Origin of the sequence: Micromonospora sicca (genome assembly GCF_003172935.1) — a bacterium.
GTDB lineage: Bacteria > Actinomycetota > Actinomycetes > Mycobacteriales > Micromonosporaceae > Micromonospora > Micromonospora sicca.
Genome location: NZ_QGKS01000361.1, coordinates 44,508 through 69,150, shown reverse-complemented (window position 1 = coordinate 69,150; position 24,643 = coordinate 44,508). Strand labels below are relative to the sequence as shown.

23 protein-coding genes, 2 tRNA genes and 2 pseudogenes are annotated in these 24,643 nt (G+C 71.7%); 15 read left to right on the top strand and 12 right to left on the bottom strand.

Annotated features, from left to right (window positions below; all coding sequences use genetic code 11):
* Positions 1-491, top strand: a 491-nt coding sequence (locus tag DKT69_RS29475) for a CBS domain-containing protein (protein ID WP_146231246.1), incomplete at its 5' end; no start/stop codon positions are given.
* A 78-nt stretch (positions 492-569) separates the two neighbouring features.
* On the top strand, positions 570-1,463 hold the full coding sequence (locus DKT69_RS29470; RefSeq protein ID WP_109804722.1) for a hypothetical protein: 894 nt from the start codon (positions 570-572) through the stop codon (positions 1,461-1,463).
* A 40-nt stretch (positions 1,464-1,503) separates the two neighbouring features.
* On the opposite strand, the gene DKT69_RS29465 is transcribed toward DKT69_RS29470, so the two are convergent.
* Complete coding sequence (locus DKT69_RS29465; RefSeq protein ID WP_109804730.1) at positions 1,504-2,673, bottom strand: FAD-binding protein; 1,170 nt, start codon at positions 2,671-2,673, stop codon at positions 1,504-1,506.
* Positions 2,674-2,747: 74 nt separating this feature from the next.
* Positions 2,748-3,374: a hypothetical protein gene (locus DKT69_RS29460; RefSeq protein WP_109804721.1), complete on the bottom strand. Its 627-nt coding sequence runs from the start codon at positions 3,372-3,374 to the stop codon at positions 2,748-2,750.
* Positions 3,375-3,449: 75 nt separating this feature from the next.
* Here DKT69_RS29460 and DKT69_RS29455 point away from each other — a divergent pair, with 75 nt between their 5' ends.
* The 3 genes from DKT69_RS29455 (at position 3,450) to DKT69_RS29445 (ending at position 4,602) form a co-directional block, all read left to right on the top strand.
* Positions 3,450-3,668, top strand: coding sequence for a hypothetical protein (locus tag DKT69_RS29455; RefSeq protein ID WP_236648427.1), 219 nt, complete (start codon positions 3,450-3,452; stop codon positions 3,666-3,668).
* Positions 3,669-3,748: 80 nt separating this feature from the next.
* Positions 3,749-4,057 (top strand): ArsR/SmtB family transcription factor, encoded by a 309-nt coding sequence (locus DKT69_RS29450; protein ID WP_109804720.1) that lies wholly within the window; start codon positions 3,749-3,751, stop codon positions 4,055-4,057.
* Positions 4,058-4,059: 2 nt separating this feature from the next.
* Positions 4,060-4,602 (top strand): SRPBCC family protein, encoded by a 543-nt coding sequence (locus tag DKT69_RS29445; protein ID WP_109804719.1) that lies wholly within the window; start codon positions 4,060-4,062, stop codon positions 4,600-4,602.
* Between the two features lie 10 nt (positions 4,603-4,612).
* On the opposite strand, the gene DKT69_RS29440 is transcribed toward DKT69_RS29445, so the two are convergent.
* The gene (locus DKT69_RS29440) at positions 4,613-5,821 is read right to left on the bottom strand and encodes an FAD-dependent monooxygenase (protein ID WP_109804718.1); all 1,209 of its coding nucleotides are present in this window, start codon (positions 5,819-5,821) and stop codon (positions 4,613-4,615) included.
* A 71-nt stretch (positions 5,822-5,892) separates the two neighbouring features.
* Between DKT69_RS29440 and DKT69_RS29435 the strand changes: the two genes are divergently transcribed.
* Both DKT69_RS29435 and DKT69_RS29430 read left to right on the top strand, forming a co-directional pair.
* Positions 5,893-6,471, top strand: a complete 579-nt coding sequence (locus DKT69_RS29435) for a TetR/AcrR family transcriptional regulator (protein WP_109804717.1) — start codon at positions 5,893-5,895, stop codon at positions 6,469-6,471.
* A 53-nt stretch (positions 6,472-6,524) separates the two neighbouring features.
* Positions 6,525-7,040 (top strand): hypothetical protein, encoded by a 516-nt coding sequence (locus DKT69_RS29430; RefSeq protein WP_109804716.1) that lies wholly within the window; start codon positions 6,525-6,527, stop codon positions 7,038-7,040.
* A 375-nt stretch (positions 7,041-7,415) separates the two neighbouring features.
* On the opposite strand, the gene DKT69_RS29425 is transcribed toward DKT69_RS29430, so the two are convergent.
* The 3 genes from DKT69_RS29425 to DKT69_RS29420 form a co-directional block, all read right to left on the bottom strand.
* Complete coding sequence (locus DKT69_RS29425) at positions 7,416-7,823, bottom strand: hypothetical protein (RefSeq protein WP_109804715.1); 408 nt, start codon at positions 7,821-7,823, stop codon at positions 7,416-7,418.
* Positions 7,824-7,911: 88 nt separating this feature from the next.
* Positions 7,912-8,049: a hypothetical protein gene (locus tag DKT69_RS38600; RefSeq protein WP_161557977.1), complete on the bottom strand. Its 138-nt coding sequence runs from the start codon at positions 8,047-8,049 to the stop codon at positions 7,912-7,914.
* A gap of 8 nt (positions 8,050-8,057) precedes the next feature.
* Positions 8,058-8,465 (bottom strand): hypothetical protein, encoded by a 408-nt coding sequence (locus DKT69_RS29420; RefSeq protein ID WP_146231245.1) that lies wholly within the window; start codon positions 8,463-8,465, stop codon positions 8,058-8,060.
* Positions 8,466-8,598: 133 nt separating this feature from the next.
* On the opposite strand from DKT69_RS29420, the gene DKT69_RS29415 reads away from it, so the two are divergent.
* From DKT69_RS29415 to DKT69_RS29390, 6 genes and pseudogenes are all read left to right on the top strand, one after another.
* Positions 8,599-9,207 carry a hypothetical protein gene (locus tag DKT69_RS29415; RefSeq protein WP_109804713.1) on the top strand — a complete coding sequence of 203 codons (609 nt, stop codon included), beginning with the start codon at positions 8,599-8,601 and terminating at the stop codon, positions 9,205-9,207.
* A 1,161-nt stretch (positions 9,208-10,368) separates the two neighbouring features.
* Positions 10,369-10,878: a hypothetical protein gene (locus DKT69_RS29410; RefSeq protein ID WP_109804712.1), complete on the top strand. Its 510-nt coding sequence runs from the start codon at positions 10,369-10,371 to the stop codon at positions 10,876-10,878.
* A gap of 496 nt (positions 10,879-11,374) precedes the next feature.
* A complete protein-coding gene (locus DKT69_RS29405) occupies positions 11,375-12,034 on the top strand; it encodes a hypothetical protein (protein ID WP_146231244.1) in 660 nt (219 codons plus the stop codon).
* A gap of 89 nt (positions 12,035-12,123) precedes the next feature.
* Positions 12,124-12,530: pseudogene (locus DKT69_RS29400) on the top strand (replication initiator); the annotation flags it as partial.
* A complete protein-coding gene (locus DKT69_RS29395) occupies positions 12,527-12,715 on the top strand; it encodes a helix-turn-helix domain-containing protein (RefSeq protein WP_109804710.1) in 189 nt (62 codons plus the stop codon). The pseudogene DKT69_RS29400 and the gene DKT69_RS29395, both read left to right, overlap by 4 nt.
* A gap of 25 nt (positions 12,716-12,740) precedes the next feature.
* The gene (locus DKT69_RS29390; RefSeq protein WP_109804709.1) at positions 12,741-13,847 is read left to right on the top strand and encodes a tyrosine-type recombinase/integrase; all 1,107 of its coding nucleotides are present in this window, start codon (positions 12,741-12,743) and stop codon (positions 13,845-13,847) included.
* Positions 13,848-13,861: 14 nt separating this feature from the next.
* Here DKT69_RS29390 and DKT69_RS29385 read toward each other — a convergent pair.
* The 6 genes and pseudogenes from DKT69_RS29385 to DKT69_RS29360 all read right to left on the bottom strand — a co-directional run bounded on the left by DKT69_RS29385 (position 13,862) and on the right by DKT69_RS29360 (position 20,349).
* Positions 13,862-13,938 (bottom strand) — tRNA-Ile (locus DKT69_RS29385).
* A 63-nt stretch (positions 13,939-14,001) separates the two neighbouring features.
* A complete protein-coding gene (locus tag DKT69_RS29380; protein ID WP_109804708.1) occupies positions 14,002-15,705 on the bottom strand; it encodes a M16 family metallopeptidase in 1,704 nt (567 codons plus the stop codon).
* Positions 15,702-16,649 (bottom strand): hypothetical protein, encoded by a 948-nt coding sequence (locus DKT69_RS29375; protein WP_146231243.1) that lies wholly within the window; start codon positions 16,647-16,649, stop codon positions 15,702-15,704. The genes DKT69_RS29380 and DKT69_RS29375 overlap by 4 nt, the downstream gene beginning before the upstream one ends.
* A gap of 36 nt (positions 16,650-16,685) precedes the next feature.
* Positions 16,686-17,951, bottom strand: a pseudogene (locus tag DKT69_RS29370) (NAD(P)/FAD-dependent oxidoreductase).
* Complete coding sequence (locus tag DKT69_RS29365; protein WP_109804729.1) at positions 17,941-20,076, bottom strand: MMPL family transporter; 2,136 nt, start codon at positions 20,074-20,076, stop codon at positions 17,941-17,943. Before DKT69_RS29365 ends, DKT69_RS29370 begins: the two are co-directional and overlap by 11 nt.
* A 200-nt stretch (positions 20,077-20,276) precedes the next feature.
* Positions 20,277-20,349: transfer RNA gene (locus DKT69_RS29360), tRNA-Asn, on the bottom strand.
* A gap of 271 nt (positions 20,350-20,620) precedes the next feature.
* On the opposite strand from DKT69_RS29360, the gene DKT69_RS29355 reads away from it, so the two are divergent.
* Positions 20,621-21,025: a hypothetical protein gene (locus DKT69_RS29355; RefSeq protein WP_109804706.1), complete on the top strand. Its 405-nt coding sequence runs from the start codon at positions 20,621-20,623 to the stop codon at positions 21,023-21,025.
* Positions 21,026-21,288: 263 nt separating this feature from the next.
* Positions 21,289-24,624: a ThuA domain-containing protein gene (locus DKT69_RS29350; RefSeq protein ID WP_109804705.1), complete on the top strand. Its 3,336-nt coding sequence runs from the start codon at positions 21,289-21,291 to the stop codon at positions 24,622-24,624.
* Positions 24,625-24,643: the final 19 nt, after the last annotated feature.

Here is a 24,643-nt window from a genome sequence, read left to right as displayed (position 1 = left end):
GGCTGGCGCTGATCGGCTGGTTCCTGATCGGCGCGGCCGGCATGGAGGAACGGCAGGCCCGAACGGGCAGCGCGCTGCGCGGGGTCCGGGTCGGCGAGGTGATGACGCCGCAGCCGCAGACCGCGTCCGGGGACATGACGGTCGCCGACTTCGTGGACCACTACCTCTTCGCGTACCGGCACTCGACGCTGCCGCTGACCGAGGACGGCCGGCCGGTCGGGCTGGTCACCCTGGACCGGGTCCGCGGCATCCCCGCCGATCGGCGGGCCACCACCACGCTGGCCGAGGTGTCCTGCCGGGCCGACGAGCTGGTGCTCGCCGCCCCGGACGAGGCGCTCAACGACCTGCTTCCCCGGCTCAGCGAGTGCGCCGACGGCCGGGCGCTGGTGGTGACCGACCAGCGGCTGGTGGGGATCGTCTCGCCGAGCGACATCAGCCGGGCGGTGCAGCGCGGCAGCATGCGCGAGCAGATGACGACGGGCCGCCGTTAGGCAGGTGCCGGGGCAAGCCGGGCGGTGAGGTCGGGGGCGCCGGGGCCGGAGAGCTCCGGGAGGACCGCGTAGCGGCCGGTGAGCAGGAGCAGGATCGCCCCGGTCGGTCCCTCGACCTGCGGGCCGCGCCCGACGGACCAGGCGTGGTCGACGGCGACGAGTTCGAACCCGTCCAGCCGGCGGCGGGCGTGGAACGGCCAGCTGCGTGCCCGGCTCGACGAGGAACGTCCGGTAGAAGCTCTCCCGGTCGGCCCGGTCGGTGTCGGCCGCCCACAGGGTCACGTCCCGCAGCCGCTGCTTCAACAGCGGGATGTCCGCCTCGTCGAGACCCAGGTCCCGCCGCAGCGCGTCGAGGTTGAAGCCGCGCAACTGCAGCAGGAAGCGGTGGAGCTCCTCGAACATCAGCCGCTGCGTGCACTCGTCGTTCTCGGTGTCGTCCCAGCTCAGGCGGAGGCACCGGATGGCGTCCAGGTCGCCGAGGAGGTCCCGCCACGCCGACCAGCCGACCTGGTCGACCGTGAACCGCGGCTCGTCGGCGGGCGACCTCTCCCGGAGCAGGAAGGGCACCAGCACGCTCTCGTCCAGCAGCGCCCGGAAGGCGTCCCGCTGCGGCCCACGGTCGACGAAGTCCTGGTAGACGACCGGATTGTTGAAGAAGTAGGCCCGGTTGACGATCACCTGCTCGGCGTTGAGCAACGACCGCAGATACTCGGCCCGGGCGTCCTGCCGGCGACGCCGCTCGACATCCTCGTAGGACAGCCGGCGGATCAGCATGTGTTCCAGCAGGTCCCTGGTGACCCACTGGTTGTCCAGGCACTGGGCGACGACGCTGATCCTGGACAGGTCCCGGTTGTCGACCCGCACCAGGCCGTCGGGGCCGGGAAGCTCCGGTGCCATCACGCTCCTCGAGAATCCACGATGGACGATCGGGTCTCCAGGCTAGTCAGCGCCACGGCATCGTGGTTCCGCTGACCGGTCCGACGTCCGGCGCGGACGGTCCCCGTGCGGACGGCTAGCGGCGGGGGAAGTAGCGGTCCAGCAGCTCCGTGCGGAACTTCCCCGCCGGGTCGAGGTCGGTCGCCAGGGCCAGGAAGTCGGCGTGCCGGGGGTACGCGGCGGCCACCGCCGCCGGGTCCAGCCCGAAGACCTTGCCCCAGTGCGGTCGGGGTGCGAACGGCGCCAGCCGCTCCTCCACCGCGGCCACCACCGGCGTCACCGCCGCCGCGTCACCGATCCAGGTGAAGTGGATGGCGAGGCTGTCCCGCCCGTGGTTCGGGCTGAGCCAGAGCGGATCGGCGGCGACCGTACGCAGCTCGCAGATCTGCAGCACGGCGGCGATCCGGTCGGCCACCCCGTCCAGGGCGGCGAGTGCCTCGGCGGCCACCTCGCGCGCCACGTGGTACTCCGACTGGAGCTCGTCGCCGCTGCTCGGGGTGAAGCCGAGCCGGAAGTGCGGCAGCCGTTCGTGCCACGGCCCGGGCACGCCGAGCTGCGGGGTGCAGTTCTCCGCCGGCATGCCGGGCACCGGGTGCCGCTGCGCCGGGGCCGCCGTCGTACCGAGCCAGTCGGCCGGGGGCGGCGCCTGGTCGACGCGTTGCTTGCGCCACACCTGGTCGAGCCGCGCGGAGCGCCAGTCGGTGAAGGCGCTGACGCTGTACGCCGAGGCGAAGGCGGCGTCGAGGGCGTCGCGCGGCAGGCCGAGCCGGACGTACTGCCGGACGTCGAAGGTGGGCACCACGTCCAGGGTCACCCGGGTGACCACGCCGAGCGCGCCGAGGTTGACCACCATGCCGGCGAACCGCTCGTCGGCGCGGTCCACGGTCAGCAGGTCACCGTCGGCGGTGACCAGTTCCAGGGCGGCGACCGCGGTGGCCAGGTTGCCGTGGGTGTCGCCCGAGCCGTGGGTGCCGGTGGCGACCGCGCCGGCCACCGAGATGTGCGGAAGGGAGGCCAGGTTGGCCAGGGCGTACCCGTGGGCGTGCAGCCGGGTGGCGAGGTCGCCGTAGCGCAGGGCGGCGGCGACGGTGACGGTGCCGCGCTCCGGGTCCAGCTCGACGGCGGGTGGCAGCCTGGCCAGCGAGACCAGGTCCCCGGTGGTGTCGCCGAGCCGGTTGAAGGAGTGCCCGGTGCCGACGGCCCGGATCCGCTCGCTGCCGGCGACCAGCCGGCGCAGCTCGTCCATGCTGGACGGGGTGTGCCGGCGGCGGGCGGCGTAGCGGACGTTGCCGGCCCAGTTGCAGGCGGCGGGGCCGTCGCTCACGAGGTCGTCCTCCGGTCCCTCGCCGGCTGGTCGTTCACCGGCCCGTCGCTCGCCGCCCGATCGCTCCCGTCGCTCGCGGGGCGGTCGGGCGACGCGTCGGCGGGACGGGCCCGGGCGTCGATGAAGCGGTCGCCGGCGTACCGGGCCAGCGCCGCCGCCACCTCGTCGGGCGCCTGGCGCACCTGCGCCAGGTCGAGCAGCTCGATCGCGGCCCGCCCGTCGGCCGGGTGGTACGCGGTGGCCGGCGGGCCGGGTGGCAGCGCGGTGCCCGGCACCCCGAGCAGCCGGGACGAGCCGGACCGCGAGCCCGGTCGGGGTGCGTCGTCGAGCACCAGGGCGTCGAACTGGTCCCACCGGTACGTGCCGCGCAGTCCCGGCCGCCGCACGTCCAGCCCGTCCGGTCCGATGACGAAGCGGAACGGTCGCAGCGCGCCGAGCAGCACCACGCCGCCGAGGATGACGGCGCCCAGGGCGGCCAGCGTCCGCAGCACCCGGTCGCCGCCGACGATCAGCACCGTCACGCCGCCGACCACGCAGACGGTGGCCAGCACCAGCGGGCCCCGGTCCCGGCGCAGTTCCATGTGGTCGTACCCCCGTTCGCGGCCCATCGTCGGGTGCATCATCCGTCGCCTTGTCAAGGGGTGGACACCGGACGATCGGGCACGGTTGCGGCGGCGTGGACGGGGAACCCTACCCGGATGAGCAGCTACCACGATCCGACCCTGCGCGGCGACGTGTACCCCTCCGAGGAGGAGATCGACCCGACCGGCGTGGGCCCCGACCCGGCCGGCGCGCCGTCGGCGTACCCGACCGCTCCGGTGCCGGCACCCACCCCGGAGCCCGAGCCCGACCCCGCGCCCGGACCGAAGCCGGCGCCCCGGGCGGCCGGTCCGGGCGGGCTCAGCGCTGCGGCATGACTTCGCGGCGCGGTCCCGGGGGCGTCGGGACCAGCGTGTATTACTTGACAGGCATATGAGCGAGAGGGCATATTGGGCTGGTGTCCGTCGACGCCTTCGCCGTGCTGGCCGAGCCGAGCCGGCGCCGCATCCTGGAACGGCTGCGCCGTGCCGAGAGCAGCGTCGGCGACCTGGCCGACGCGCTTGGGATGAGTCAGCCGACCGTCTCCAAGCACCTCAGGGTGCTCCGCGAGGCCGGCTTCGTGACCGTCCGCACGGCGGCCCAGCAGCGCATCTACCGGCTCGACGTACGCCCGCTGCGGGCCGTGGACGACTGGCTGGGGCCGTACCGCCGGCTCTGGGCGGACCACCTCGACGCCCTCGAACGCCATCTGGAGAGTCAGGAGTGACCATGGACCGCGACCACTTCCGACCCGGCCCGCTCGCCGAGGTGGCCCGGGTGCCCGCCGACGACCGCTGGGAGCTGGTCTTCGTCCGGGACCTCCGGCACCCGCCGGAGAAGGTGTGGGCCGCCCTCACCGAGCCGGACCGGCTCGCCCAGTGGGCGCCGTTCCTGGCCAGCCGCAACCTCGACACCCCGGGCGAGGCCACGCTCAGCACGGTCGACGGCGAGGAGAGCTTCCCCCAGCCGGCCACCGTGCTCCGCGCCGAGCCGCCGACCCTGCTCGAGTACACCTGGGGTGACGGCCTGCTCCGCTGGGAGCTGAGCCCGTCGGCCACCGGCACCCGGCTGACCCTGCGGCACACCATCGACAAGCCCGAACTGGCGCCGATGATGGCCGCCGGCTGGCACCTCTGCCTGGACGTCGCCGACCATCTGCTCGACGGCGACCCGGTCGGCCCGATCCGCGGGGCCGAGGCGATGGACTTCGGCTGGGACGAGCTGCGCGACGCGTACGCCGAACGGCTGGACGCCGAACCGCCGGCGCACTGACCGGCGGACCTCACGCCCGGCGCGGCGCCGGGGTGTCCGGGAGGGTGATCGCGGTGGCGGCCCGGCGGATCGGCTCGGTCACCCGGCGGATCATCCGCTCCCGGCCGGGCAGGTGCGGCATCAGGCGCAGCATCAGCGTCTGGAACCGGATCTGCGCGGCCGAGCCCAGCACCATGCCCTTGAGGTTGCGCGCGGCGAGCCCCTGGTTCGCCGCGACGAAGGGGCGCATCCGCCGCTCGTAGTCGGCGAAGCCGGCCCCCGGGTCGTCGGGCGCTGCCGCGAGCGAGGTGGCCAGCACGTACGCCCCGACCAGGCTGAGACTCGTGCCCTGCCCGGACGCCGGCGACGGCCCGTACGCCGCGTCCCCGACCAGGGCGATCCGCCCGGTCGACCAGCGGTCCATCCGGACCTGGCTCATCGAGTCGAAGTAGAAGTCGGAGGCCGCCCACATCGCGTCGAGCAGGCGCGGCACCTGCCATCCCAGGCCGGCGAACGCCTCCGCCAGCAGCGCCTTCCGGCCGGCGCCGTCCAGGTTCCCGGCGGCGCCCTCGGGCGAGGGGAAGATGAACATCGCCCTGGCGTCCGGTGAGCCCGCGGTGCGGTAGACCCCGACGCTGCGCCCCGGCGCCGGGTGCATCAGCTCGACGCGCTCCTCGCCGAACTCCGCCGGCACCGTGAAGATCGCGATGTGGTGCCCCAGCGGCCGCAGGTGGGCCGATTCGGGACCGAAGGCCAGCCCCCGCACGTTCGAGTGCAGCCCGTCCGCGCCGATCACTAGGTCGAACGTCCGGTTCGGGCCACGCTCGAAGGTCACCTCGACCCCCTCGGGCGACGGGGTCAGGGTGGCGATCGAGTCGTCGAAGACGTACTCCACGTCGCGGGTGGCGTCGGCGAGGATGCGGGCCAGGTCGCCGCGCATGATCTCGGCGTCGTCGCCCTCCCGGCCGCCGAAGAGCGCGGCGTCCATGGTGGCGAGCTGCGCGCCGGCCGAGTCCACGAAGCGGGCCGACCGCATCCCGGTGTCGTGCCGCTCGACCTGCCCGCGCAGGCCCATCCGGTCGATCACCTCCAGGGCGGCGCCCCGGATGTCCACCTTGTAGCCGCCGTCGCGCAGCGCCGGGGCGCGCTCCACGACGGTCGGACGGAAGCCGTGGCGGCGCAGCCACCAGGCGAGCGCGGGGCCGGCGACGCTGGCGCCGGAGATCAGAACGGTCGTCATGCCGCTCACTGTACGGATGTTTCAGACGTTTGTGCAAGACATTTGTCCCAGGAATCGGCTAGGCTGCCGACATGGGAAATCGGGAAGACCTGCTCGCCGGCGCCAAGCGCTGCCTGATCGAGAAGGGGTACGCGGGCACCACCGCCCGGGACATCGCCGCCGCCTCCGGCACCAGCCTGGCCGCCATCGGCTACCACTTCCGCACCACGAAGGCGCTGCTCAACGAGGCCCTGTTCGAGGCGATGGCGGAGTGGGGCGAGGAGCTGCAACGGGCCCTCGCGGTCGACGCCGGCCCCGACGCCACCCCGGAGCAGCGGTTCGAGGCGGCCTGGACCCGGATCATCGAGTCCTTCGCCCGGCTGCGGCCGCTCTGGGCCATCCAGTTCGAGCTGATCGCCCAGATGGACCGGACCCCCGAGCTGCGCGAGGCGTTCGCCACCGCCAACCGGCAGGCCCGGCTGGGGCTGGCCGAGATCTTCCACCACCTCGACCCGGCGACGGACGAGGCGGGGGCCCTGGCGCTCGGCGCCTTCCACCAGGCGCTGCTGGCTGGGCTGGCGACCCAGTCGCTGGTCGACCCGGACAGTGTCCCCACCGCGCGGGACCTGATCCGGACGATGCGCACGGTCACCGCCAGGTTCAGCGGCTGACCGGGGCGGAGGGGGCAGCGCGGAACCACACCGATGTGATCTGATCCCTGCCGATGACGACACCGAACGCCCCCGCCACCGAGCCCGCCGGCACGGCCACGCCGCCGCACGTACGCCGCATTATCGTGCTGATGCTCGCCAACCTGGCCCTGAGCGCCCTGCTCGCCGGCCTGATGCTGATCTTCCAGGAACAGCTGGTGAACTATCAGCTCGCCCATCAGGCGCTGCCCGCCGGTACGGACCTCGCCGCCGCCCGGGAAACGCTGCACTCCTCGGCGTGGTCCCGCATCCTGCCGGTCGCCCTGATCTCGGTCGCCTACCTGGCGGTGATCCACGGGCTGCGGCTCGGCCGGCGCAAGGCGTATCGGCAGGTCATCTTCATCTCGGTGATCGTGCTAGCCGCCACCGGTCTGACCCTCACCCAGCCGCTGCGGTGGTGGGTGCGGGCGGTCAACGTCGCGAAGGCGCTGGTCGCGGCCGCGCTGCTCGTCCTGGCCAGCCGTCGACAGGTCCGCGAGCGGTTCGCCGCGACCCGCCGACCCGACCTGGTCGACGGCTTCCCGTCCTGAACGTCGCCGTAGTAGGCCGGGTCGGTGTGGTCGGTGAGGTTGTCGGCGCCGGAGGAATGTGCCGCCGCTGCACTTTCACCGTGTTCGAGTGACCGCTCAGCGAGGGGCGGGTCCGTCCAGCAGGCACATATGCAGCGAGCGTTATGACTGAGGGGCATATATATTTATGACTCTCAGGTATCGCCCTCGCGGGAGTCGTCCTCCCCGGACCGACCACGCGGGCGGCAGCGCGGGCCCGCAAATCACGCCAGCCCCGGCCCGGTGCATGCCGGTGCGGCGGAAGAACCGGGGGTCGAGCCGCAGACCGGCCCAGTCGACGCCGGCGAGCGGCGCTCCAGTCCGCCATGATCAACCGGGCGAAGAGGCGACGCGCGGTCAGCCGGCTGACCTTCCCGTACGGCCTCGACGGATCAGCCAGGCGCCGCCGCTGACCACGGTGGTGCCGAGAGCCGCCCCGACCAGGACCAGGAGCGCTCCGACCGCCCAGAGGCCGGTGTCGTCGGTCGCGGCGGCGTGCGCCGCCCAGGCGATGGTGAAGGCGATCGTCATCACCGGGGCCACCACCCACGGACTGAGCAGCCAGCCACCGACGGCGGCGATCAGGGCCAGGGTGAGGACGCAGCCGGCCACCTGCCACGGGGCGTACGGGCCGCTGGTCGCGCCGGTCTCCGGGTCCACCGTGTACCCGGTCTCCCAGCCCAGCCAGGCCCACCATGCCCCGACCGTCGCCGCCGCGAGGGTCAGGCCGCCGAGCAGGGTACGCGTCCACGTCGTCGAGTTCACGGCCTGATCCTTCCGGTCGGGGTCGATATCCGGATGAGCACGCGTACTCACGATTCTCGTACGGCGGATCCCGCGCAGCCGCCGGTGCTCAGGCCGGCGCCGTACCGCCGACCGCCCAGGCCCGGGCCGCCAGCCGGATCGACCCGTCCGGGTCGACGGGCACCCGGGTGGACAACGCTCGCGCAGCGCGGCACGCGACGACCGCGTCGCAGAAGTGCCGCATCATCGCCGGCGCTACTCCTCCACCGGCAAGTCGTGAAACCACCGCCGGGACGATGCGGGCACCAGCAACAGGCCGACGACGACTGACGCACCAACGCTCTGCAGCAGCCCTGACGCATCAGCCCCGGCGAACGCGACGACGCCATACACAACGCTGGCGGTCGAGAAGACGGTTGTCCAAAAGCGGGCCCGCCCGCTACCACGCCACAGGCCGAAAGCCAACGCCAGGACAAGAAGCCCCGCTATCAACCCACTGGCCCTGGATGGACCACTCGTCAACATCTTCCCCGCCGGGATCGCGGTCGCCACGAGCAAAATCACCACGGCGGCGGTGACCGGCACGGGGACGCGTCGCTCACTCTGCTCGATCACCGGCTCATGGTAGGTGTCGTTCGCCCGGTCCACCAGCGCCACCGCCACCCACGGGGCCTCCCGCAAACATGCGCGCTTTGACGCCCAGTGCCCCGTTCATGGCCGTCCGTTTTCCCGATCCGTGCGTCCTCGCCACTCGTATCGTGACGATGACCCCTGTCGGCCACGGACGCTGAGGTGCATGGACGACAGAGAACGCGAGCAGGCGCTGCTCACCGCCCTGACCACCGAGCATTTCGTGCTTCAGACCTCGCGCAGCGCGACCGTCACCGAGTCGGTGGGCCGGGCGACCGTCTTCCTGACCATGCTCTCCGCCGCGCTGATCGGGCTCGGTTTCGTCGCCAGCAACGCGGCGCTCGTCCGGCCGTACCTCGGGGCGGTGCTGCCGACGCTGGTGATCACCGGACTGCTCACATTCCTGCGGCTGGTCCAGAACATGGTGGAGAACGAGCTGGATCTCGCGCGAATCCAGCGCATCCGGGCGTACTACCACCGTCGGCTGGCCGGCGAGCACGACTTCTTCGCCGACGCGGTGCAGGGCGAGGGCATCATGCGGGCCACCTGGGCGGCGGTCGGCAACGCGCCCCGGCGGGCGCAGCTGTTGCTGACCACGGCGGCGATGGTGGGCGCGGTGAACGCGCTGCTGGTGGGGCTCGCGGTCACGCTGCTGACCGGGCTCGCGGGGCTGTCGTCCGGGTTCGCGATCGGCCTCGGCAGCGTGTTGGCTCTGCTGGCCTTCGCCGCCCAGGTCGCCTACATCAACCGTGAGTCGATCTCCCAGCCCGGGTAGGGGTTACCTGGACTGTGGCACCTGCCCGGCTACCAGGGTTTTCGCGTGGTGGGGCGGGCGGGACTCGAACCCGCGACCGAGGGATTATGAGATCAAACTGCCGGCTCCGGCGACCTGGGCACATGGGGGTTTAGCAGCGGAAATACCTCTCGACATCTCGCACCACTCCCCCGCCGTCCGTCGACCTCTTGCGGACTAGATGCGGACCGCTCACCTCGGGCTCGTGGTGCGCGTAGCGGGGGGCGGGTCGCGGTGTCCGATATTCAGTCCCGGGATCACTCCGGGGACCTACCAGTGCCCGCCCCCCGTAGCCGCGCTGTCCCACACGGGGTTGCTCTGACCGGCCAACTGCGGCGCACCGTAGCAGGGGGGTACGACATCGCGCCCCGGTCCCTCATCGCCGTCGACATGGTCACGGTGACCGGTGATCCGAGCGCAAGCTGTCAGCTTGGGAATCGCACAAGATCGGATCGACCTGCAGGGTGGCCGCTGTTCGGTTCGGTCCTGGATGGCCTGACTTGGCCCCCGGTGACACCCGCTTGTGGCCCGTGGGGTGGCCCGGCAGCTTCGACTGTCAGTGGAGGCAGCGGCTCAGCGACGGCTACGAGATCGGCGGACCGCCCAGACCCCGCCAACGATCGCCGCAGCAGTCGGCAAGAGAACGCAGAGCGCCAGGATCAACAGCTGCCACGGCCTAATAGCTACCATGGCCGAGAGGATAGCCACCGTTCCCCCAACACCGCTGTCCCTGCTGGTTGGCCGGAGCACGCAGGCGTCGGCCGCCGCGCCGGGGGCCATCCGCGCCTCCGCTCCGCAATCCTCGGCACCCAGATCGGCTTGACCGGCTTCCCGCCCTACATCTATGTCGAGGAATTGGTCCGGCTACGAGCGCGGAGAATCGCCGGTCTACCGCACCTTGCAGGGCGTCTTCCACCAGAGCAGTCGTTAGCCAGGGCAACCCGGGGCCGCTGCGCGATGGGCGGCGCCGGGACTCGGCGGACTAAGTGCGGACCGCCACGGCTGGGCGGCGGCCTTGGGATTAGAAGAAGATCGCGGATGGCTGGTCGGGTGGGATATCCCTGGCCAGGCCGTCCGTCGTCGTCCGTTGGTGTCGGCGGTTGGCGGCGGTCTTGGCTGTATCGGTGGCTGTACAGTTGATCTATGACAGCAGCCGAGGAAGGGAACGCGGGACGCTTCCGCGATCCGAAGTCCTGGCTGCGCGGCTTGTCTGCTGGCGAGATCTTCGTCCGTTGCCCGCGCTGTGCCGGCCGGGCTTCGGTCCGTCCTGACCCTGAATCGGCCGACAGTTCCCGGCATGATTTCTGGCTTCGCCGTCGGCTCAGTTGTCTGGGGTGCGCGTACACGGATCTCTGGGAGGCTCCTCGCCTCGCAAACAACGCGCGGGCATTGCCTGAGCTCTCGGGCCCGAACGACCCGTACTTCGGCCTACCCCTCTGGCTTTCGATCGAGTGCCGTGGGCGAGTGCTCTGGGCATACAACGCCGAGCACCTGGACCTGCTGGAGGCGTACGTGTCCGCTCGGTTGCGGGAACGCGGCCAGTACATGGGAAGCCAGACCCTGGTTGAGCGCTTGCCCGCGTGGATCAAGGATGGCAAGCACCGCGCCGAGGTGCTGGACGCAATAGGGCAGCTTCGGGCGCTACTTGCCTGACCGCCGACAAACCGGCCGAAGTTGCAACAGCGATGGCGCGGGCGGTGGTGGAGCGGATCTCCTCGTCGGGCAGTCGTAGACCGTCCAGCCTCCCCGGACGGGGACAAGGTGGAGCGCCCTGCCGGACGAACGACCTTGGCCCCGTCCGGGGAGGCTGGTAGCCCTTGTGGTGGCCGGCGAGGTGATCTGCGGCGGCATCTCTGAGGAGGGTCGGGGTTCGGGGCGGAGCCCTGAGGTCTTCGGATCGTGTCGTCCCCAAGCGTGGCCGGCCGGCCCGGCCGATGCCGGCCGGAGGTCGCCAGCAGGCCGGGGCCGGGCCGGCGCGGCCCGCTTTGCGGGCCGCCTTGATCCTAAAGAGGCCAATTCGGCAAACCCGTCGTCTAGTCTCCGTCGTCTAGTCTCCGTTCCCGTCACGGGACCTGCTTGACACTCGCGTCCCACCACATGCGTGACGGACGGGGCGATGCTCAATTACTGCGGCCGGTACCCTGCGGCGATGCCGGTTCCCCGTAGTCTTCGTGAGCGATTTGATGATCCGGCTTTCTGGCAGACGTTCTTCTTGGACGCGGAGGGTGCCGCGCGGGTCCCGGATGCCACCGTCGAGTTGCCCGTAGGTGGCGGTTGCCAGGTCGTGCTTGAGGTGCAGGGCCGGTACGACTCCTACGAGCTCGGTATCCGCACCCCGACCTCGGACGGCGTTCGCAGCATCGGCTGGGACGACATGGCTCACTGGCATCCGTTCGCGTTCCGGTGGTGGGAACTTGACTTCATCTGCCGTGCGGTAGCTGCCCTCGACCCGCTGATGCCGCACCCGGGTCCCACGCTGGTCCTGCTGTGCCGCTTCGTCAGCGTGCACGACGACGATGACGTCGAGCAGATCGCGTCGACCATGCACAAGGTGTTCGAGTCACTGCGCCCCGCTGGCTGGGCTCGTTACTGGCCGAACGTCACCGACTGGCTTTCACGCCGCGACTTCCGCGGACGCGGCGTCTCCTGGACCCGCGACCAGCCGGGCAACCTTTACGCCGTCCAGGAGGCCGACAACGACTACCCCTTCTACAGCATGCGCGCCCAGCCCACAGACGACCCGGCAGGCTTCCCGTACGACGAATGGCGCCACCTGCTTCTAGCAGCGGGCAACACACTCGGCGTCTAGGGCCAAACGTCAAGCATCAGCTGGGACGGATCTGGGCGGGTTCAAGGGGTGAGACTAGACAGTCGTCTAGTCTCCGCTCGCCGAGAAGGCTGCTCTACGGCGTCCAACCCAAGAAGCCCGGCCCGGTTTGAAGCCGGGGAACTGCAAGAACAAGGTCCACAAGCGGGAAACCCTGGGCATCGGCGGCCGACGTGTCCTGATCTCTCGGCAGTGGTCGGGGAAGACTCTGGCCGACCACCGGGCCGACCGGCGGGAGTGGGTCAAGGCCCTGCTCGGCGTCACCACCGACGCGGCCACCGCGCCGGCCGGCGGCGAACAACGGCACGCTTGGGAACTCGCCGAGCCGACCGATCCGGACGTGCCGCCCCTCGGCCACCGGGTCCTGCGCGCGAGCTCCGAGCGCATCCAGTGGCGTGCCCAACTCGATGCCGCGAGACGTGATCAGGCACCACCCGATGTTTCGGCAACTGCCACGAATGAGGAGGGAGCGGCATGAGGGCCCGGACGATCGAACCGCTGTGGACGGCTGAAGACGTGTCGACCTTCCTCGGCGTACCGGTGAGCACCCTCTATCAGTGGCGCTACCGGCGGATCGGGCCGCGGGCGTCTCGGGTCGGCCGGCACCTGCGCTATAACCCCGCCGACGTGCGTGCCTGGTTGGACGAGGCGGCCGAGCGATGAGCGTGGTCAGGCGCCCCGACGGTAAGTGGCGCGCGCCCGGTACCGGGATGCCTCCGGCAAGGAGTATGCTGGGTACTTTGACCGCAAGGTTGACGCCGACCGGTGGCTCGCCTCGGTGAAGACGGCACTCGCCCGCGGTGAATGGGTCGACCCGGCTCTGACGCGCGTCACGGTCGGCGATTGGGCCGCCCGGTGGTTGGACAATCAGGTGCAGCTCAAGCCGTCGACCCGCCAGCGGTACGCCAGCCTGCTCCGGATGCAGGTCCTGCCGGTGTGGGGCCGCGTTCCGCTTTCGGCAGTGACGCACGCCGACGTTGGGGAATGGGTGCGCCGCATGACCGAGGCGGGGCTTGCGCCCTCCACGGTTCGGCAAGCGCATCGGGTGTTCTCGTTGTTGCTGGCGCTGGCGGTTCGTGATGGCCGGCTGACCCGCAACGTTGCAACGGGTGTGCGCCTGCCACGGGTGGGACGGGCGGAGAAGGTCTTCCTGACGCACACCCAGGTCGGCGAGCTCGCCGCGGCGGCAGAGCCGCACGGGCTGATCGTCCGCGTGCTGGCCTACACGGGGTTGCGCTGGGGTGAGCTGGCCGCCCTCCGGGTGCGACGGGTGGACCTTGTGCGGCGGCGGCTCCTGGTGGCGGAGTCGGTGACCGAGGTCAACGGGAGGGCGATATTCGGTACGCCGAAGACGCACCATCGCCGGTCCGTACCGCTCCCCCGCTTCCTGGTCGAGCCGATGGCCGCGCAGGTGGCGGGCCGCGCCCGTGACGAGCTGGTATTCACGTCCCCGGGTGGCGAGGTGCTGCGGAACAACAACTTCCGGCGCCGGGTCTTCGACCGCGATGCGGCGTCGATCGGTCTCGCCGGCCTCACACCGCACGAGCTGCGGCACACGGCGGCCAGTCTCGCGGTGGCCGAGGGAGCGAATGTGAAGGCGGTCCAGCGGATGCTCGGGCACGCTTCGGCGGCGATGACTCTGGACGTCTACGCGAACCTGTTCGAGGACGACCTGGACCAGGTCGCCGACCGCCTCGACCGTGCTGCGGCTCGTGCTGCTGCGGACTCAGTGCGGACCGACGGCGTTGGTCCGGATCTTGACGCGGTTCACCCGGGTCGCCGTCACCATGGCTGACCAGGGCTTTCGCGTGGTGGGGCGGGCGGGACTCGAACCCGCGACCGAGGGATTATGAGTCCCCTGCTCTAACCCGCTGAGCTACCGCCCCGTTACCGCGCCGGATCGTAACCCGCCCGGTCGATCACCGGCCACCACCGAAACGGGCGGTCTCTCAGTGTCTCCGCCGCCGCAACAGCACGATGGGCAACGCGAGGATAACAGTGAGCAGCCAGCCCACCCCGACCATGCCCCACAGCCAGCCGATGTCACCGTCCGACTCGTCGGCGACGAAGAGACCGAAGGTGAGCAGCAGGGTGATCCCGCCGACGCCGAGGGTGGCGAGGCCGCTGAGCACCATCAGCGGGATCTCCCACCAGGACCGCTGCACCGGGGCCGGGCGCTGCTGCGGGTGCGGCCGGTTGGCGGCCGCGTACGGCTGGGGGATCTTCTCCGGCGGGCGGGCCGGCATGGGGACCCGCCGGTCGGCGGGGATCTGCTGGTCGATCACGCCGATGGCGGCGGGGTGCAGGTCGAACAGGGTCGGCTCGATGTGCATCGAGATGGCGTCGTGACCGATCAGCCGGCGGGCGCCGTCCGGCCAGGCGAGCAGGGCGGCGCACTCGGCGTACCGGACGGTGAGCGGGCCGCCGGGGCCGACGTAGCTGACGCCGTCCACGCCGACCCGCAGCTCGCCGTCGCCCTCCCGTTCCCGGTAGGCGGTGCCGGGCAGGGTGTGGGTGGAGCGGGTGGGCGCCTCGGCGAAGCCGGCCCAGTCGGCGGTGGTGCCGTCGGGCACCATCAGCAGCGCGGTGGCGGTGACCTCCTGGGCCACCTGGTGCAGGTCGGGGAGGGTGACGGTCTTGAGTTCCGCGCGGAGTTCGTCGACGGTGACGGTGGGTTGGCCGGTGAGCAGGTCCACCGCCTGGCCGGGCAGCCGCGCGGCGTCCACCTCGGCGGTGCCGAGGGTGTCCTCCCGCTTGGCCACGGTGGCGTCCAGGTCGGCCTGCTCGATCCGGCCGACCCGCAGCTTGGCCAGCACGTCGATGAAGCCGCCGAGCACCGCGTCCTGCTTCTCGGGCAGCGCGTCGGCGAGGGCGCGCAGCGTGGCGTGGCCGTCGCCGCGCGGCTCGTACCCGGTGTTGATGGTGTAGGAGAGCCCGTCCTCCTGGCGCAGCGAGCGGTACATCTCGCGCTCCAGCACCCCGGCGAAGACGCCCGCGGCGGTCCGGCGCCGCACGACCGAGTCCAGCACCACGGCCCGCGAGCCGTTGACGAAGTACGCGGGGGTGCGCGGCAGCGCCGACGACACCGGCGGCACCGGCTGCCGTACGCCGGCGGGCAGCGCCAGCCGCAGCCCGGCGGGTACCCGGTCGCCGGCGATCCAGAGCACCGCGTTCTCGCGGGTGAACCAGCGGGCCGCCCAGTACCGCAGGTCGTGCTCGGTCAGGGCGTACAGCCCGAACTCCGGGTAGCTGCTCAGGCCGTGGTCGCGGGCGCCGTGCCGCCACAACGGCAGCGCGTCGACGGCCGTGTTGCCGCGGCTGCTCCACTCGGTGCGCAGGATCTCCTTCTCCACCTCCAGCCGGGCCATCGGCAGGTCGTGGATGGTGTGGCAGACGGCGGTGAGGAAACCGGCGATATCGGACTCGGAGCCCTGCATGTAGAAGGAGGTGAAGGTCGGCGCGGTGGCGCCGTTGAAGTGGTAGTCGGTCAGCCCGAGCGGGGCGAGCGCCAGGTGTTCCAGCAGGTGGGTGATGCCGCTGCGGGCCAGGGTCTCGTCGGCGGTGCCGACCCGGAAGGTCAGCCCGGCGCGCATCGGCCCGGCGGTGGGTGCCATCAGCGTGGGCACCCCGTCCACGTCCAGCTGCCGGATCAACGAAACACACCCTTCGCGTACGCCTCGGCGCGGATGTTGTCAAGCACCTCAGTGCCGCCCACGTACGACCACGGGTGCTGGCTGCCCAGGTGGCCCAGGGCGGCGAGCTGCGCCCCGGCCGCGGCCCACTGCCCGGTCAGCCCGAACCAGAGGACGAAGACCGATCGGGTGGAGACCCAACCGGGCTCGTGCCGGAAGTTCGGGTGCAGCACGGAGCGCTGCGCCGCCGCCCAGATGTCCTGCATCACCCGCGGGTCCTGCAGGTACGCGCCCTGCTCGCCGTCGCTGTCGGAGGTGACGAACCGTTCGAGGTGCGCCTCGGCGAGCAGGACGGCGTTTTGCGCGCCCTCCGGGGCGGAGAGCATGCACTCCCGGGCGAAGTCGAACGCCTTCTCCCAGCTGCCGCCCCACTTGGGGCAGAGCTGCTGGAACAACCGGGACTGGGCCGACATCTGGTGCGGGGCGTACCGGGCGAGCCGGTCGTAGCGGCGGCGGGCCTCCGCCTGGCCCAGTCCCAGGCCCATCGCGGTGGTCAGCCGTTCCTCCCAGGCGATGACGTTGCCCGGTTCCCGGGCGCAGACGTCGATGAGGATCTGCTCGGCTTGCCGCAGGTGGTCGTGGAGCTGGGCGAACTGCTCCCGGCTGACGTACTTCGCCAGCTTGTCGGTCCGGATCTTCCAGCCGACCTGGACGAGGTGCGCGGCGAGCATGGTGGCGGCGACGGTATCGCCGGGCTGCTGGGCGAGGACCTGGCGGAGCCAGGTCCCGGTCGCGGCGTCGTCCTCGGCGAACCCCATCAGGAACGCCCTGCCCGCCCAGTCGCGGACGTCGAGCAGCTGCCGGACTCGGGGCCAGTCGCGCCCGGCGAGGGCCGCGCGCATGTCGTTGACCTCGGGAAAGGCGGCGGCCGGGTCGAAGGTGATCGCCGGGAGGGGTGTGGGCATGGCGGCGATCATAGGTGATCACGAGGGGGCCTCGGGTCACCCGTCCAGCTCGGACGGGGCCCCCTGCCCGGGGCGGAGCGCGGCGAGGACGGCACCGGCGGTGCGCCACCCGCTGGCGAGCGCCCCCTGGACGGAGGGGCTGTCGCGGTGGTCGCCGGCCACGAAGAGCCCGTCGCCGAGCGCCACGGGCTTGCGCAGCCGGCCCTGCGGCGGCGGCGCGGCGGGCAGCGCGTCCGGGATCGACACGGTGGTCAGGTGGGTCCAGTCGGCGGTGGACCGCCCGTAGAGCCGGTCCAGCTCCCGCCGGATCACCGGCTCGGGCGGGGCCTGCGGGCCGACCACGGAGGTGGCCACCAGGTGCCGCCCGGCCGGGGCGTACGTCGGCGCGGCGTTGCTGGGCACCACCGTGTTGGCGACCAGTTCCCGCCGGTCGCCGTCGACCAGCAGGATCGGCTCGTCCAGCGGCGCCGACTCGGCGGCGTGATCTTAGGTGGTGTAGCGGTGCATCCGTACCCGCACGAGCCGCGGCAGCAGCGTGGCCGCCGCCGGCGGGTCCACCGCGACCACGACGGCGCGGCAGGCGATGTCGCCGGCCTGGGTGCGGACTCGGCCGGGCGCGACCTCGGCGACCGGGGTGTCCAGCTCGATCAGGTCGGCGGGCAGCGGGTCGGCGACGGCGCGGGGCAGCGCCCCCATGCCGTGCGCGGGGAGGCCGATCCGACCGCGGGCGAAGGAGCGCAGCACCATGGCCAGCACGTGACTGGAGGTCTCCAGCTCCCGGTCGATGAGGACGCCCGACAGGAACGGTCGGAGCAGCTCCTCGATGATCGCGTCGGAGAGGCCGGCCCGGCGCAGGGCGGCCTCGCTGGTCGTCTCCGCGGCGGCGAGCAGCCGGCTCACCGGCAGGGTGGCGCAGCCGATGGCGAGCGCGGCGAGGCGCAGCCGGTCCACCAGGGACCCGGCCCCGGCGGTGGCGGTCCGCGCCGCCCCGGTGGGTTCGCGCAGCGGGTTGACCAGCCGGTCGAGGCGGTCGCCGCGGCGGACCAGCACGCCGGAGGTGAACCAGCCCAGGTCGAGCGCGGCCAGGTCGAGCAGGGTGCCCAGCCGGGGGTAGGCGGTGTTGAGCACCTGGAAGCCGCGGTCGAGCAGGTAGCCGTCGACCTGGTCGGTGGCGACCCGGCCGCCGAGCCGGTCGCCGGCCTCCAGCAGCAGCCAGGGCACGCCGGCGCGGTGCAACCGGCGGGCGGCGGCGAGGCCGGCCAGGCGTCCGCCGACGATGACCACGTCGGTCTCAGCGAGCATGTTCGACCTCCGCGCCGGCCCGGTCGCCGTTGCGGTTCGTCCGGGACAGCCGGCTCGGCCACCAGACCTTCGGCCCGATGTCGTACGCCAGGGCGGGCACCAGCAGCGACCGTACGACGATGGTGTCGAGCAGCACCCCGACGGCGACCGCCACGCCCAACTCGACCAGCACCACCAGCGGCAGCACGGCGAGCGCGGAGAAGGTCGCGGCGAGCACGATGCCGGCGGAGGTGATCACGCCACCGGTGACCGCGAGGCCGCCCAGCACCCCGGCGCGGGTGCCGCGCTTGACCGACTCCTCGCGGACCCGGCTCATCAGGAAGATGTTGTAGTCGATGCCGAGCGCGACCAGGAAGACGAACGCGAAGAGCGGGAAGGACTGGTCGACGCCGGGGAAGTCCAGCACGTACTTGAAGATCAGCGCGCAGAGCCCCAGGGTGGCCAGGAACGACAGCACCACGGTGGCGATGAGCAGCACCGGGGCGAGCAGGGCGCGCAGCAGCAGGGCCAGGATGACCGCGATGACCACGAGCACCACCGGGATGATGACGTTGCGGTCCCGGGTGGAGGCGGCGGCGGTGTCCACGTTGATGGCGGTGAAGCCGCCGACCACGGAGTCGGAGCCGGGCACCCGGTGCACCGCCTCGCGCAGGTCGCGGATGGTCCGTTCGGCGCCGTCGCTGTCCGGCGGGTCGGCCAGCGTCACCTGCAGCTCCACCCGGCCGTCGACCACCTTGGGTGGCGCGTTCGGGTCGGGCGGGCCGGCCTGGCCCCGCTCGGTGACCGGGCGGACCGAGGCCACCCCGGGCACGCCCTGGGCGACCTGGGCCACCTGCTGCGCGGTCGCCTGGGTGGTGAAGATGGTGGCCGGGCTGCCGGTGCCCGCCGGGTAGTGCCGGGCGATCACCTCCTGGCCGGCCACCGAGTCGGTGCGGCTGGTGAACAGGTCGGACTGGCCGAGGGTGGTGGCGCCGAGCTGGCTGAGGCCGAGGGTGAGCGCGGCCAGGGCGACGGCGGTGACCAGCCACACGGCGCGGGACCGGCGGGCGACGAAGCCGGCGATCCGGCTCCAGATGCCGTCGGCCTGCGGGTCCGCCTGGTCCTCGCGGGGCGTACGCGGCCAGAACGCCCAGCGTCCGCCGAGCACCAGCAGCGCGGGCAGGAAGGTGAGCATCACCAGCAGCGTGACGGCGATGCCGAGGGCGGCGACCGGACCGAGTGCCCGGTTGGAGTTGAGGCTGGACAGCAGCAGGCAGAGCAGGCTGACGATGACGGTGGTGCCGGAGGCGATGACGGCCGGGGCGGCGCCCCGCCAGGCGGTCTTCATCGCGTCCCACGGCCGGTGGTGCCGGTGCAGCTCCTCCCGGTACCGGGCGATCAGCAGCAGGGCGTAGTCGGTGCCGGCGCCGAAGACCAGCACGGTGAGGATGCCCTGCGCCTGCCCGTTGAGCTTGATCACGTCGTGCTTGGCCAGGTGGTAGACGAAGACCGACGCCAGCGAGTAGGACATCCCGGCGGCGAGCAGCGGAAGGATCCAGAGCACCGGGCTGCGGTAGACGATCAGCAGGATGACCAGGACGACGACCAGGGTGACCAGCAGCAGCGGCCCGTCGATGGCGGTGAAGACCTCGATCAGGTCGCCGAGCAGGCCGGCGGGTCCGGCCACGTTGACGGTGAGCCCGTCCCGGTCCGGGCCGGCGATGTCGCGCAGCTCGTCGACGACCTGCCGGATCTGCTCGCCCTCGGCAGCGTCGATCGGCACGATCACCTGGACGGCCTGCCGGTCCTGGCTGACGATCGACGGCGGGAGCGGGCCCAGCACGCCGGGCAGTTGGGCGAACCGGGCGGCGTCGGCCTGCACCCGCTGCTGGTCGGCGGGGGTGATCCCGGAGGGGCGCTCGTAGACGACGAGCGCCGGCGTCGTCTCCTTCGCCACGAAGCCGGCGGAGAGGTCCTGGGCCCGGGTGGCCTCGGCGTCGGTGGGCAGGAACGCGGCGTTGTCGTTGGTGGCGACGTCGCCCAGCTTCCCGGAGTACGGCCCGGCGACGCCCCCGACGACCAGCCAGCCGACCACGACCGCCACCGCGATCAGGGTGGCCGTCCAGCGGCCTCGTCCTCCGGTCATCTCCACCCCTCATGATCGACGCACCAATCGACGCAGCGGGAGTCCAAGTCGACATCGACCATCCTGCCGGGCAACCCGACCCTGCGGGGCGAAAACCTCCCGCCGGCGGCTGGGGGCCGGCTGGAGGTTCGCTGGAGCTGGCGCACCGGGAAACGAGAAACGCCCGCCGGCGGGGCCGACGGGCGTGCTGTGGAGCGAAGCTCCCCCGTTTGGACTCGAACCAAAAACCTGCCGGTTAACAGCCGGCTGCTCTGCCAATTGAGCTACGGGGGACCGTGCACCGCCGGGTCGCGGATCTCTCCGCGCCGTGCGACGGGGACAAGAGTACAGGACATCGGGGGGTGGCGCGCCAGGGGGTTACCGCATCGCCGTCCGCTCTCCCGCCGGGATTCGGACGCGCCGGAATTCGGACAAATCGTCATCTCGGCGCATGGAGGCATGGGCGCGGAGCAGGATGGGTAGTTAGCCGCCGACAGAGGACGTAGGCGCGAGTGGGTCGCCCCCGGTCGGGGACGACAGCGCGTCAGGTACGAGAGGAGCCGCCATGCGCGGAAAGATCATGTTTCTTGGCGGGCTGGCTGCGGGATTCGTCCTGGGCGCCCGTGCCGGCCGAGAGAAGTACGAGGAACTGGTGGTCCGGGGCCGCAAGGTGCTCGACCACCCGACCGTCCAGGAGGCGGCGGGCGTCGCGCAGGCTCAGGCGACCCGGCTCTACAGCGAGGGCAAGGACAAGCTCGGGCAGACCAAGCTCGGCGAGAAGCTCAGCGGCAACGGCAACACGCAGCAGCTGACCGCGGCCGACAAGCCGTTCGCCGGCACGCCGGCCACGGTGGGCGCCAAGGCCGGTTCATCCAGCACGGGCTCGGCCGGCTCGACCTCCGGGTCGTCGGGCACCACCAGCCCGCGTACCAAGCCGTCCGGCACGGGCAGCAACGCCAGCACCCTCTGACCGCACCGACGACAGCGGGCCGGCACCTTCGGGTGACCGGCCCGCTGTCGTCTGTCCGAACGACACCGAGCCGCCCCACTTTTGCTGATCCTGAACAAAAGTGGGAGAGGTTCGTTCAAAACTTTTGCCTCCAACCTCTTCTCTTTGCTGGCGTACGCAAATATCGTCCTGCGTAGAACCTGGCCAGGCTCTCGTCACCTCCCCAGCGACCTCCTCAGCCTCGTCCCGGCTGAGGCGGACCCGCCCGACCAGAGCGAGGTTCGATGCGCAGACCAATCGGCCGCAGGGCCGCCACCCACCTGAGCCTGCTCGCCCTCGTCGGCGCGACGCTCGTCGCGACGGCGCAGCAGCAACCGACCCCGGCGCAGGCAGCGCCGGCACTCACCGCACCGGCACCCGTCAGCAACGGCATCGAGTACAAGGTGCTCGTCTTCACCCGCTCGGCCAGCGGCAGCAACGGCGCCACCGCGGCCGGGGTGCAGGCCATCCAGCAGCTCGGGCGCGACCGGCGCTTCACCGTCGAGGTCACCGACGACGCCCGCAAGTTCGACGCGCCACACCTGAAGCAGTTCCGGGCGGTGGTCTTCCTCAACACCGCCGGCGACGTGCTCAACGACGCCCAGCAGGCCGCCTTCGAGGAGTACTACCGCGACGGCGGCGGGTTCGTCGGCGTCCACTCCGCGATCGAGGCCGAGCCGGGGTGGTCGTTCCTCACCAACGTGCTCGGCACCCGGGCCAACGGCGCCCCCTCCGCGGTGAGCAAGGCGACCGTGACCGTCGCCGACCGGGTCCACCCCGCATCCGAGACGCTGCCGCAGCGCTGGAGCACCACCGACCGGTGGTACAACTTCGCGGCCAACGTCCGGGGCGTCTCGCACGTGCTGGCCACCGTGGACGAGAAGTCGTACAGCGGCGGCAGCATGGGCTTCGACCACCCGGTGACCTGGTGCAAGGACTACCAGGGCGGCCGGTCGTTCTACACCGGACTCGGCGCCACCGCGGAGAGCTACGGCAGCGCCGACCTGCGCGCCCACCTCGGCGGCGCGATCCAGTGGGCGGCCGGCGTGACCGACGGCGACTGCGGCGCCACCGTGCTGGCCAACTACCAGATGACGGTGGTCGGGGCGCAGCCCAACGTCAACGAGCCGATCGGCTTCGACGTGCTCCCCGACGGCCGGGTGATCCAGACCGACCGGCGCGGCGGCGTACGCCTGCACGACCCGGCGAGCAACGAGACCACCGTGCTGGCGCAGATCCCGGTCTACACCCACAGCGAGGACGGGATGTACGGCCCGGCGATCGACCACGACTTCGCCACCAACAAGTGGGTCTACCTCTACTACGCACCGCCGCTGGACACCCCGACCGGGGGCGCGCCCACCACCAGCACCGACCCGGCCGCCTGGGACCAGTGGAAGGGCTACTTCCAGCTGTCCCGGTTCAAGTTCGTCGACGGGGACACCCCGTCGCTGGACCTGAGCACCGAGCAGAAGATCCTCCAGGTGCCGGTGGACCGGGGAGCCTGCTGCCACGTGGCCGGCGACATCGCGTTCGACTCGAAGAACAACCTCTGGCTGGTTACCGGGGACGACACCCCGGCCGGCGGCGGTGGCTCCGGCGGCTTCTCGCCGCACAACGACTCGGTCAGCGCCACCGGGGTCTACCAGGCGCCCTTCGTGGACGCCCGGCGCAGCTCGGCGAACACCAACGACCTGCGCGGCAAGGTCCTGCGCATCACGGTCGGGGCGGACGGGTCGTACAGGGTGCCGGCGGGCAACATGTTCCCGGCGGGCACCGCGAAGACCCGGCCGGAGATCTACGCGATGGGATTCCGGAACCCGTTCCGGATCACCCTCGACAAGAACGACGTCGCCTACGTCACCGACTACTCCCCCGACTCCTCGACGGCGCAGGTCGGTCGTGGACCGGCGGGCACCGGCCGGATGATGGTGGTCGACAAGCCGGCGAACTACGGCTGGCCGATGTGCGTGCAGCCGAACCTGCCGTACATCGAGATGAACTGGACCACCAACCCGATCTCGCCGGTCGCGCCGTTCGACTGCGCGGCGCCGAAGAACACCTCCCGGCACAACACCGGCCTGACCGACCTGCCGGCGGTGGAGAAGTCCGAGCTGTGGTACTCGTTCCAGGCGCCGACCCCGTGCCCGGAGTCGTACCTGTCGACGCCCACGCAGACCTGTCCGGTGCTCTTCCCCGAGCTCGGCACGGGTGGCGTCGGCCCGCACGGTGCGGCGAAGTACGACTTCGACCCGGAGCTGAGGTCGGAGACGAAGTTCCCCGAGTACTACGACGGCGCGATCTTCTTCGGCGAGTTCACCCGGGACACCCTCAAGGAGGTCCGGCTGGACGACAAGGGTGACATCCTGAAGATCAACAATGTGCTGAACTGCGGCCAGGCGCCGACCACGCCGGCCAAGCCGTTCCTGTGCGACAACCCGATGGACATGCGTTGGGGCGCCGACGGCAACTTCTACCTGCTGACGTACGGCGACGGGTTCTTCAACGTCAACCCGGACGCGGCGATGCTGAAGTTCAGCTACGTCAAGGGCCTGCGGGCACCCACCGCCACGCTGACCGCGACCCCGACCAACGGCATCGCGCCGCTGACCGTGGCGTTCTCCAGCGAGGGCTCGAAGGACCCGGACCCGGCCGACTCCATCTCGTTCGCCTGGGACTTCGACGGCAACGGCACCACCGACTCCATCGACCCGAACCCGACGCACACCTACACCGCCAACGGCGTCTACACCGCCCGGCTGACGGTGACGGACTCCAGCGGCAAGACCGCGTCGGCGAACACCACCATCACCGTCGGCAACACCGCGCCGACCGTCACCGTCGTCACCCCGCTCGAGGGCGGCTTCTTCAGCTGGGGCGACGACATCCCGTGGTCGGTCACCGTCACCGACCCGGAGGACGGGCCGGTCGACTGCAGCAAGGTCGAGGTGACCTTCGTCCTCGGCCACGACCAGCACGGTCACGGTGAGGCCAACCAGTTCGGCTGCTCCGGGGTGCTGCCCACCGAGCCGGACGACGCCTCGCACGGCGGCTACATCTACGGCGTGGTCAGCGCGTCGTACACCGACCAGGGCGCCAACGGGCAGCCGGCGCTGACCACGGTGGACCAGCAGATCGTCCAGGCCAAGCGGCAGGAGGTGGAGTTCGCCACCGACGAGACCGGCACCACGGTGGGCGCCAGCGCCGACACCGGCGGCGGGCAGCAGCGCGGCAGCCTCGACCCGGGCGACTGGATCGCGATCAACAACACCGTGAACCTGAAGAACATGCAGTCGGTGACGCTGCGTACCTCCGGTGGCAGCGCGGCCACCGCCGGGCAGCCCCGGTTCGGCGTTCAGTTCCGGCTGGACTCGCCCACCGGCCCGCTGCTGACCACCGCCACGGTCAACGCGACCAGCGGCAACAACGCCTTCACCAGCACCACCGTGCCGCTGACCGACCCGGGCGGCTCGCACAAGCTCTACCTGGTCTTCACCACCGTTCCCGGCGGTGCGGCCAGCGGTTTCGGCAACGTCAACTGGGTCGAGTTCGCCGGTCAGGGCATCGGCGTCACCCCGTGACCACCGGGTGGGGCCGCCA